The following is a 10,306-nucleotide window of genomic DNA, read 5'->3' as shown; positions in this document are numbered from 1 at the left end:
CCGGTACCACTGGCTTCATGGCACATATTTGAGCAATCTGGAAAATTATTTGTTCCCAACATACGGCCGAAAAGCTGATAAAGGTAGGAGGCTTCATTACTGGCTCGGCCTGAAGTATATAGCTCCAACTGATTTGGGTTATCCAACCCATTAATATGCTTGGCAATTAACTCAAGAGCACTTTCCCAACTGATGGGTTGATAGCGATCAGTCTCGGGGTTATAGCGCATGGGATGGGTGATTCGCCCTTGATATTCAAGAAAGTAATCACTCTGTTGGCGCAGAGTCGTCAGGCTGTGTTCCGCAAAAAACTCCGGCTCCACCGCCTTGCGGGTAGCTTCCCAACTGACCGCTTTGGCCCCATTCTCACAAAAACTGAAAGTGCTGTGGTTGTCATCTCCCCAGGCGCAGCCTGGGCAGTCAAAGCCTTTGACTTGGTTGACGCGCAACAAGTTACGAATATTCTTCAATGCTTGCTTGCTGTCCAACACAAAGCGCGTGGTGGCTTCAAGAGAACCCCAGCCACCAGCAGCGCCGGTATAGGGTTTTATGGCTGATTTAAATTTCATAATAATACGCCGCAGGTTTTTTTTGTTTCAAACAGGTAACAAAATGATTAACTGTTTGAGTCTGTTTTGTCACAAGTCTAGTGGGGCGGGGCACTAGCGTCTAATCGAATACCGCAATCGCGGCATAGAGCGGGCTTATCACTCGAATGTTGCGGAGCAAATCCGTTGATGTACCTCTGCTCTGGTGAGTTAATGGCTGTATCTTATATTTATGAAATGATGTTATTTAATAATTATATTAATAAATGGTTTTACAATTAACAGAAATATAATTTTACATGCTTGGTATTAATTTTTATCTGGTTTAAATAATGGCAAAATGACTTAACTGCGCTATTATTTAATAGCAGGCAGCTTAGTGTGTTTAATATAAGTGCTAATATAAATAATCAAAAATAACTATTAACTTCAAATGATAACCATTAAATAAAAACAATAATATTAGTCATATTTAGCACCACTGCTGAGATATATAAAGGGCGCTCTTCCCCTGCTTTTACGGGTCTGCATGCATAATCATCCAGATGAGGATAATACAATGACACAAATACAATTGGCTATTGATAATAACCTGGCTAGTGCTGAAACCACAATACAACTTAATGAGTTACCTAAAGTTGTTCTGGACTTTATCACCGGGGAGCAAACCGGTGTTGCGCGTTCCGGCGGGATTTTTACTAAGGAGGATTTAATTAACCTTAAACTTTATGTCAGAAAGGGGCTTTCATTACCAACCCGGCAGGATGAGGTGGAGGCTTACCTTGGATATAAAAAAATAGATGTCGCTGGTCTTGAGCCGAAAGATATTAAGTTATTATTTGATGGAATTCATAATCATGCCTTAAATTGGAATGATGTGGAACAGGCTGTATTACAGCAAAGTCTGGATCTGGATATAGCAGCAAAAAACATCATCAGTACCGGTAATGAGATTATTAATCTGATAAATCAAATGCCAATAGCCGTGCGTGTCAAAACTATGTTGGGTGACATTACAGACCAGCAGTTGAAGAATATCACTTATGAATCTGCTGATCATGAAGTAGCCTTAGCATTAAAAGATATTCTTGATGAAATGGAAGTGGATATCAACCGGCATCAAGCAACAACTGCGAATGTCAGGAAAAAAGTATCCGATTATAGAATCACCTTGACCGGCGGTGAGTTATCTTCGGGAGATAAAGTGAATGGACTGGAACCTCAGGTCAAAACAAAATACGACCTGATGGAAAAAAACAACATGAGGAAATCAATAAAGGAATTAGACGAAAAAATAAAAGAGAAAAGAGATAGAATTGAGCAACTAAAGAAAGATTACGATAAGTTTGTCGGGTTGTCTTTTACTGGGGCCATAGGCGGCATAATAGCGATTGCTATTACTGGTGGGATCTTTGGTGCTAAAGCAGAAAACGCCAGAAAAGAAAAAAACGCATTAATCTCTGAGGTTGCTGAATTAGAAAAAAAAGTTAGCTCCCAAAGGGCATTACAAACTGCGTTAGAGGCACTTTCTCTGTCATTTAGTGATATTGGCATTCGAATGGTTGATGCCGAATCGGCGCTTAATCATTTGGATTTTATGTGGTTATCTGTTCTCAACCAAATTACTGAATCTCAGACACAATTTGCGATGATTAACAATGCGTTGCGCCTGACTAGTTTTGTTAATAAATTCCAGCAGGTTATAACTCCATGGAAAAGTGTCGGAGATTCTGCCCGCCAGTTGGTGGATATATTTGATGAGGCAATAAAAGAATACAAAAAAGTGTATAACTAATCCATTTTACCGTATTTAATTATTTATTATGAGGATTATCACTATGGCCGAAATAAGCACATTTCCACACAGTGGTCTGAGTTACCCAGACATTAATATTAAAATTTTTAGCCAAGGCGTTAAAAATATATCTCATCTCGCTCAGTTCAAAACGACAGGCGTTGAAGTCCTACAGGAAAAGGCACTACGAGTCAGTTTATATGCACAAAGGTTGGATGTTATTGTGCGAGAGTCACTATCAAGTTTACAGGTTAAATTGGAAAATACTCTGGCTCTCACCTATTTTACCACTCTGGAAGAAATTGATGAGGCACTGATCAGTCAAGATATCGATGAAGAAAGTAAATCTGAAATGCGTAAAGAGCGTATTAATATTATTAAAAATCTGGCTAATGACATTGCTCAACTAAAGCAGTTGTTTATCGAAAAAACTGAGTTATTAGATAAGTCTTCCTCTGATCTGCATAATGTGGTGATTATTGAAGGAACCGACCAAGTCTTGCAAGCAGAACAATCACGTCAAAAACAACTGACAGCAGATATCGCTACCAAAGAATTGGAAAGAAAAGAGATTGAGAAGAAAAGAGATAAGATAATCGAAGCTTTGGATGTTATCCGCGAGCATAATCTGGTCGATGCATTTAAAGATCTTATCCCAACAGGGGAAAATTTAAGTGAATTAGATCTGGCTAAACCTGAAATAGAATTGCTTAAACAGTCATTAGAGATCACCAAAAAATTATTGGGACAGTTTTCTGAGGGTTTAAAGTATATAGATTTAACTGACGCCCGGAAAAAGCTGGATAACCAAATAGATACCGCCTCCACCCGTTTAATCGAACTCAATTGCCAATTAGAGCAATCAGAGAGGTTAATTTCTGGTGTTAACGCGGTGATTAAAATTGATCAAGAGAAAAGTGCGGTTGTTGCTGAGGCCGAAAAACTCAGCCGTGCATGGCATATTTTTATTCATGAGATAGCGGCTCTGGAAGGTACTCCTCTGGATGAAGCTGGGCTATCGAAGCCGCTAATAAAACAACAGATCTATTTAGAGTCACTAATCAAACAGTTCACTCAGTGAGAACTGAATGAATACTGATCTGTTATGGCACTGGCTTATTGCAGTGAATCTTCCACCAGCCCAGCATATTTTACTGGGCGGGGTGATTAATGTTCAGGATAGACTTTTTCTTTAAATTCACATAAATCTTCAATAATGCACGAACCGCAGCGGGGTTTGCGGGCAACACAGGTGTAGCGGCCATGTAAAATCAGCCAATGGTGGCAGTCCAGTTTAAATTCAGCGGGAACCACTTTGAGTAACTTGGCTTCAACCTGATCAACATTGCTACCAGGGGCGAACCCTGTGCGGTTACAGACACGAAAAATATGCGTATCAACGGCAATCGTCGGCCAACCAAAAGCGGTATTCAACACCACATTGGCGGTCTTACGGCCAACACCCGGTAGTGCTTCCAGTGCTGCGCGATCTTCTGGCACTTCGCCGTGATGTTTTTCCAGCAATATCCGGCAGGTTTTAATCACGTTCTCAGCTTTGGTGTTAAACAAACCAATAGTTTTGATGTATGACTTGAGGCCATCAACACCCAGATCCAGTATGGCCTGTGGAGTGTTAGCCACTGGATAGAGCTTGGCAGTGGCTTTATTGACACTGACATCGGTTGCTTGTGCCGACAAAAGCACCGAAATCAACAACTCAAACGGCGTGCTGTAGACCAACTCCGTCGTTGGGTGTGGGTCGTTATCCCGTAGGCGGGTCAAAATAGCAACACGTTTCTCTTGATTCATAAGGCTTTCTCTGCCACTCCATCCTGAAGTTGCGGTGCGGTAGCCAAGGCTCTGGCTTTGCGCGCTTTCATTTTCTCATCAATGACATATTTCCCGGCTAACAACAAACCCAGACCGATAAACGCGCCCGGTGGCAACATGGCTAACAGGAAAGGGCTGTCCAGATGTAAGACTTCAATGCGCAGTACTTTTGCCCAATCACCGAGTAACATATCGGCACCATCAAACAGGGTACCGTTACCCAGGATTTCACGCAGGGAGCCCAAGACAAATAATGCGCATGTTGCCCCCAGCCCCATAGCTAAACCATCCAGTGCCGATAAACCTACCGGGTTCCTGGCTGCGTATGCTTCTGCCCGACCAATCACAATACAGTTGGTCACAATCAACGGGATAAATATCCCAAGAGACTGATATAAACCAAATGCATAGGCGTTAATCAGCATTTGCACAGTACTGACCACTGAAGCAATGATCATCACATAGATAGGGATGCGGATTTCATTCGGCACCCAGCGGCGCAGCGCCGATACAGCGGTGTTGGTGCATACCAATACCAGTGTGGTGGCCAGACCCAAGCCTAGCGCATTGGTTGCCGTTGATGAAACTGCCAACAGCGGGCACAGGCCCAGCAGTTGTACCAATGCTGAGTTATTTTTCCATAGCCCTTGGGCTAACAAGTCTTTTGCTTCACTCATTGATCTTCTCCACAGACGGGCAAACTATCGAGTTTTACCGGCAGAGTTTCTAAAAATAGCGCCGTATTTTTCACCGCCCGGACTACTGCCCTCGGCGTGATGGTCGCGCCGGTAAACTGATCAAAGTCACCGCCGTCTTTTTTCACCGCCCAGCGCTTATCTTGCTCACCTGCAACATGTCGACCGCTGAAATGACTGATCCAGTCAGATATACGAATATCAATTTTATCACCGAGGCCAGGGGTTTCGTGATGTTCAATCACCCGACTACCCCATACGTTGCCGCCAAAGTCTGCTCCGACCAATAGTTGGATAGCGCCGGAATAGCCATCTGGCGCGGTAGTTTCGATGGCGGCAGCGACTGGCTGGCCCTCTTTGCGCGCCAGATAAAGACGGTGAGGGGCCATATTGCCGAGTGCTGAATCAATGACAACGTAACATTCGGCTTGCATGTCATTGTCATAATTTTCTGCTGGAACGACCTGATCCAACAAGGCTTTCTGTTGTAGTGCAGCCTGATGGGCGATGGTAGATTCGGTTAACGAATTAACCACTGCTGTCAGCCCAGTGGCACCTGCGGCAAACAATGCCAGAGTGATGCCGTGACGCTTCATAGTATTTAGCATAACGGCTCCTTATTTATGCCCACGCTGATGACCATAAACGCGTGGTTGAGTGTAGTGATCAATCAGTGGCACACAGATGTTGGCCAGCAGCACCGCAAATGCTACCCCATCGGGATAACCGCCGTAAACGCGAATCAGCCACACCAAAATGCCAATCAATGCGCCGAAAATCAGCCGACCACGAGGTGTTGTCGAGGCGCTGACCGGATCGGTTGCAATAAAGAAAGCACCCAACATGGTGGCACCAGAAAACAGATGCAACATAGGGGGGGCGAAGCTGTGTGGCGCAATCATCCAACTGATAGCAGCACAACCTGCCAAAGCCAACAGGAAACTCGCCGGAATATGCCAGTGGATGGCTTTACGCCATAGCAGCAACAGGCCGCCCGCCAGGAAACCGAGGTTAATCCATTGCCAACCAATACCCGCCAGCCCCCCGGTAAAAATCGGTTGTTGCAGAATCTGTTCCACGGGTTGGGAGCGCAGTGAGGTTTTAAAGTTATCGAGCGGTGTGGCCTGACTTATCCCATCATAGCCAATCTGCAGTTGGTGAATATCGGCACCATTTTGGGTGAATCCGGTGAAAATAGTTAATAAGCTGTCATAGAATCCGACCGGCGTTCCCTGTAATGGCAGCGGAGGAAGCCAACTGGTCATTTGTACCGGGAATGAAATCAGTAATACAACATAGCCGACCATGGCAGGATTAAACGGATTCTGGCCTAAACCGCCGTAAAGTTGTTTGGCAATAATAATGGCAAATGCAGTACCCAGAACAATCATCCACCAAGGGGCAAGTGGCGGCAGACTGATACCTAACAATAAGCCAGTGAGTAGGGCAGAGTTATCCTGTAATCGTGTCAGTACCGGCTGTTTACGTAAATGCAAAACAGCGCCTTCGGCCAGCACGGCGGTAATGATAGCTAGTGCAACCTGGATTAGGCTGCCATAGCCAAAGAAGTAAGTCTGGGCAATAATCCCCGGAATGCAGGCTAAAATAACCAGCAGCATAATACTGCGGGTGCTACGTTGATTATGTGTAAAAGGGGAACTGGCTATCTGCAACCCTTTGTTCTGGGTCGATGTTACAGGCCTGAATTTCATGAAATTGTAACCATATGTCAAATACTTATCAGGATTCTCAAACGCAGGCGTTGCGCGGGCAAGTCGATGCTTGCGGGCGTCAATACACTCAGCCGTTAGGGGGATAATATTGGTGCGGCATTCTACCCTATTCAAGCAAAGTGTAATACGCCCTAATCGTAGGGTTATTGTTCATCATTTGCCGCTCTATTAAGAAAGCAGGTATGTTTAATAAACTGCGCCAATCAAAAAAATTAACTTGCAATTTATATCCGGGTAGTTACAAGCAATTAGTGAAAATAGGATTTTTACCTGCATATGTAATTAGACTTAAGTGACAGTCAGGGGGCAGCAGGTGATTATAATAATAGATGATATGATTGTTTTATTTGTAATTAATTGTAAGTTAACGATTTATTAACGTGAGAAATGAGAGTTGAGAAAAGCGTTGGCATAATGATAGATTAATGTAGTATGCAGTGTAATTATATATTTAAAGAACAATGAAATGATAAACGAAGACATATTGTTTATAGATGAATTAATTGAATGGATTGAAATTAATTTAGAAAAACGTCCTACCTTGGATGATGTGGCAAAAATTTCCGGATATTCAAAATGGCATCTGCAACGAAAATTTAAAAGTATTGTGGGGTTACAATTAGCCTCCTATATACGTGGACGGGTACTGACGCGCGCGGCTGTTGCTCTACGCATTTCGCGTCGGCCAATCATTGAGATTTCTGATGAATTGGGTTTCGACTCACAACAGACCTTTACTCGTACCTTTAAGAAGCGCTTTGGTGTCACGCCCAATAGTTTTCGCCAGATGGATCAGTGGGATGTGCAGGGAATGCTTCCGCGCTTTAACTTCTATGAGAATTACACGCCAGAAATCAAACGGGTATCTTTACCTGCGCAAGAGCTGGTCGGGTTTACCCGGCAGCTGAATTTTGATGAACATAATCATTGCAGCGGGCAGCATTCCTCTTGCATGGCAATGAAAGATGAAATTATGCTCGATTTTTTTAAGGAAGTTAACTTCTCTTGCCAGCGAGTGTATTCCCTGTTTTCTGCCAATAAGGATCAGCAAGGGCAGAAAAGTATGTATTATTCGACGGCAATTGATAAAGAAAAACGGCATGAAATTCAAGGGCATCGAGAGATAGACAGTATCTCAATTCCTAAGGGAGAGTTTCTGGCTATTTCTCATCAAGGTAATGCTAAAGAATGTATCAAGTTTTCAATATATTTGTTTAATGAAGTGCTGCCCAAGCTGCGTGATGAGTTCGGCGGTGGTATTGAAATGGAAGTGATTGAGGTCGATAGTTGCCACGCCGAATCTAAATTACGTGATATTTCATCTACCTACACCTACCTTATGTCCGTGAACTGACGCTCAACTGCGACGGCAAAAGCGCGTCAGTTCTTACCTGGTCAGGGTTTAACGGCTGATGCGCTTTGCGCAGCCTTTTTAGCTTTCACTCGGGCAATAGCAGCGGCGACAGCAGCTTTGCGCGGATCTTCCACTGGTGCTTCACTTTCGCTTTTCACCGGTTCTGATTCAAGTTGAGCTTGTGCGGCCTTTTTGGCTTTCACTCGGGCAATAGCAGCGGCGACAGCAGCTTTGCGCGGATCTTCCTCTGATACTTCACTGTCACTTTTCACCGCATCTGACTCAAGTTGAGCTTGTGCAGCCTTTTTGGCTTTCACGCGGACGATAGCAGCGGCGACAGCAGCTTTGCGCGGATCTTCCTCTGATACTTCACTGTCACTTTTCACCGCATCTGACTCAAGTTGAGCTTGTGCAGCCTTTTTGGCTTTCACGCGGGCGATAGCAGCGGCGACAGCAGCTTTGCGCGGATCTTCCTCTGATACTTCACTGTCACTTTTCACCGCATCTGACTCAAGTTGAGCTTGCGCGGCTTTTTTAGCTTTCACGCGGGCAATAGCCGCAGCAACTGCGGCCTGACGTGGGTCAATAGCATCAGTTTCTGGTTCGGCGGTAGCAAGCTTTTTCTCTACCTGACGTGCTCGAGCTTGTGCTTTACGAGCCTCACGAGCAGCAATAGCAGCACTATTATCGGGTGTTTGCCCAAGGGTCACACTGATAGTTGAATCTGTATTATTAGATTCACGCGCTAAACGACTGACAGCCGCTTCAACCGTCTGTTGGTCTACATCTGTCAGCTTGACGGCGGCTTGTTTGTGGCGCAATTCGCGCGCCAGTTTTTCCCGCTCAAGGCGTGCCTGCTTAGCTTCAAAACGCGCTTTCGCTTGTGCAGCACGTTCAGCTTCTTGATCAAGGGCGCGTATTTCGGCCTTTTCCTGACGATAATATTGCACCAAAGGAATATTACTTGGGCAAACATAGGCGCAGGCACCGCATTCGATACAATCAAATAAATTATGATTGCGCGCTTTCTCATGCTCTTCGCCACGACTAAACCAATAGAGTTGCTGAGGTAATAAGCCCGCCGGACAGGCATCTACACACAAACCGCAGCGAATACACGACTGTTCAGGCTCAGATAACCCCATTTCGGCTGCCGTGGGAGCCAAAATACAGTTACTGATCTTAACAATCGGCACATCCAGACTGGGTAGGGTAAAGCCCATCAATGGGCCGCCCATAATCACCATCGGTTGGTTTTGCGGCGTAAAACCGGCCAGTTTCAACAAATGCAGCACGGGCGTGCCAATTCTGGCCCAGAAATTACCTGGTTTTGATAATGCATCACCGGTTAATGTCACCACGCGTTCAATTAATGGCTCGTCGTCAATAACCGCTCGCTTAATGGCTACCACCGTACCGACGTTTTGCATTAATACGCCAATGGATGATGAGTGTTTACCGAAAGGTACTTCTTTACCTGTCAGGATCTTGGTGAGTTGCTTGGCCCCACCTGACGGATACTTAGTGGGTATCACCCGCAGCTGTATTTTATCCTGACCGCGTAATGCCTGTTTTAGAGCGGCGATAGCTTCGGGTTTATTGTCTTCAATACCCATCAGCACCTGCTGCGGCTGCAACAAGTACATTAAAATCTGTGTCCCCAAGACCACTTCTGAGGCATGTTCTTGCATCAGGCGATCATCGGCAGTGATATAAGGTTCGCACTCGGCAGCGTTAATAATGAGTGTGGTTACACTGTTCAAACCGCCCTGTAGTTTGCTAGCGGTAGGGAACCCCGCGCCGCCTAAACCGGCGATACCCGCCAGATGGATCCTCTCCAGCAGGTCGTTTTTATCGCGTAGCGAGTAATCGGTCCACGGCTGTTGCTCGCGCCAGCGGTCTTCACCATCGGGAGTTATGTGTACACACAGCTCTGCCAGACCGGAGGGGTGGGCAGTAGTATGCGGCGCAATTGCCGTGATGACGCCGGAAGTCGGTGCATGTACCGGCACCGTACGGCCACGGCCAACAGTCAGCGGTTGACCCTTTAACACCCGCTCACCGGTGCTGACGCGCAGTTCGCCTTCTGGCCCCAAATGCTGTTGCAAAGGAACGATTAATTGTTCCGGCAAAGTCGCGATACGCATTGGAACCCGACTTGATTGCAGCTTCATTTCTGGCGGATGGATACCCCCATCAAACTCCCAGATATTGTCGTGTTTGCGGGCAGTAAACAGCTTAAACATGTTGCTCCACATCTATCATTTTCACCGGAATCATCTGCGAGGCAGCTAATTGGCTGGGAAGGTTTTTAACTGGGATGGTGCTTAAATCCCACTTCCAGTTGGCGG

At 45.4% G+C, this 10,306-nt stretch carries 9 protein-coding genes and 1 pseudogene; 3 read left to right on the top strand and 7 right to left on the bottom strand.

Going from position 1 to position 10,306, the window contains the following annotated elements:
- On the bottom strand, positions 1-569 hold a 569-nt coding region (locus ACNSO8_RS04110), incomplete at its 3' end, for a molybdopterin-dependent oxidoreductase (RefSeq protein ID WP_418393911.1).
- 538 nt (positions 570-1,107) lie between these two features.
- Between ACNSO8_RS04110 and yaxA the strand changes: the two genes are divergently transcribed.
- Both yaxA and yaxB read left to right on the top strand, forming a co-directional pair.
- Positions 1,108-2,343, top strand: a complete 1,236-nt coding sequence (gene yaxA, locus ACNSO8_RS04105; protein WP_418393910.1) for a pore-forming cytotoxin subunit YaxA — start codon at positions 1,108-1,110, stop codon at positions 2,341-2,343.
- A 43-nt stretch (positions 2,344-2,386) separates the two neighbouring features.
- Complete coding sequence (yaxB, locus tag ACNSO8_RS04100) at positions 2,387-3,424, top strand: pore-forming cytotoxin subunit YaxB (protein ID WP_019083153.1); 1,038 nt, start codon at positions 2,387-2,389, stop codon at positions 3,422-3,424.
- Between the two features lie 86 nt (positions 3,425-3,510).
- Here the strand turns inward: yaxB and nth are convergent, their stop codons facing one another.
- From nth to rsxD, 4 genes are read right to left on the bottom strand one after another with little or no spacing between them, the layout of a single operon-like run.
- Positions 3,511-4,152, bottom strand: coding sequence for an endonuclease III (gene nth / locus ACNSO8_RS04095; protein WP_019083152.1), 642 nt, complete (start codon positions 4,150-4,152; stop codon positions 3,511-3,513).
- Positions 4,149-4,850 (bottom strand): electron transport complex subunit E, encoded by a 702-nt coding sequence (locus ACNSO8_RS04090; RefSeq protein WP_046050900.1) that lies wholly within the window; start codon positions 4,848-4,850, stop codon positions 4,149-4,151. Before ACNSO8_RS04090 ends, nth begins: the two co-directional genes overlap by 4 nt.
- On the bottom strand, positions 4,847-5,476 hold the full coding sequence (gene rsxG, locus ACNSO8_RS04085) for an electron transport complex subunit RsxG (RefSeq protein ID WP_057631217.1): 630 nt from the start codon (positions 5,474-5,476) through the stop codon (positions 4,847-4,849). Before rsxG ends, ACNSO8_RS04090 begins: the two co-directional genes overlap by 4 nt.
- Positions 5,477-5,485: 9 nt before the next feature.
- Entirely contained in the window at positions 5,486-6,580 is a 1,095-nt protein-coding gene (rsxD, locus tag ACNSO8_RS04080) for an electron transport complex subunit RsxD (protein WP_019079467.1), read from the bottom strand.
- 487 nt (positions 6,581-7,067) lie between these two features.
- On the opposite strand from rsxD, the gene ACNSO8_RS04075 reads away from it, so the two are divergent.
- Positions 7,068-7,955, top strand: a complete 888-nt coding sequence (locus ACNSO8_RS04075) for a helix-turn-helix domain-containing protein (protein ID WP_050157806.1) — start codon at positions 7,068-7,070, stop codon at positions 7,953-7,955.
- Between the two features lie 41 nt (positions 7,956-7,996).
- Here ACNSO8_RS04075 and rsxC read toward each other — a convergent pair whose 3' ends face one another.
- Both rsxC and ACNSO8_RS04065 read right to left on the bottom strand, forming a co-directional pair.
- A complete protein-coding gene (gene rsxC / locus ACNSO8_RS04070; RefSeq protein ID WP_418393909.1) occupies positions 7,997-10,201 on the bottom strand; it encodes an electron transport complex subunit RsxC in 2,205 nt (734 codons plus the stop codon).
- Positions 10,194-10,306, bottom strand: a pseudogene (locus ACNSO8_RS04065) (electron transport complex subunit RsxB); the annotation flags it as partial. The gene rsxC and the pseudogene ACNSO8_RS04065, both read right to left, overlap by 8 nt.

The sequence above is a fragment of the Yersinia sp. LJYL362 genome (genome assembly GCF_048323875.1).
The sequence above is the reverse complement of the archived record's forward strand: the minus strand, read 5'-3'. Positions and strand labels throughout refer to the sequence as shown.

Coding starts and splice junctions, on each gene's coding strand:
- rsxC (WP_418393909.1), bottom strand. CDS start 10,201: ATGTTTAAGCTGTTTACTGCCCGCAAACACGACAATATCTGGGAGTTT.
- nth (WP_019083152.1), bottom strand. CDS start 4,152: ATGAATCAAGAGAAACGTGTTGCTATTTTGACCCGCCTACGGGATAAC.
- yaxB (WP_019083153.1), top strand. CDS start 2,387: ATGGCCGAAATAAGCACATTTCCACACAGTGGTCTGAGTTACCCAGAC.
- ACNSO8_RS04075 (WP_050157806.1), top strand. CDS start 7,068: ATGATAAACGAAGACATATTGTTTATAGATGAATTAATTGAATGGATT.
- yaxA (WP_418393910.1), top strand. CDS start 1,108: ATGACACAAATACAATTGGCTATTGATAATAACCTGGCTAGTGCTGAA.
- rsxD (WP_019079467.1), bottom strand. CDS start 6,580: ATGAAATTCAGGCCTGTAACATCGACCCAGAACAAAGGGTTGCAGATA.
- rsxG (WP_057631217.1), bottom strand. CDS start 5,476: ATGCTAAATACTATGAAGCGTCACGGCATCACTCTGGCATTGTTTGCC.
- ACNSO8_RS04090 (WP_046050900.1), bottom strand. CDS start 4,850: ATGAGTGAAGCAAAAGACTTGTTAGCCCAAGGGCTATGGAAAAATAAC.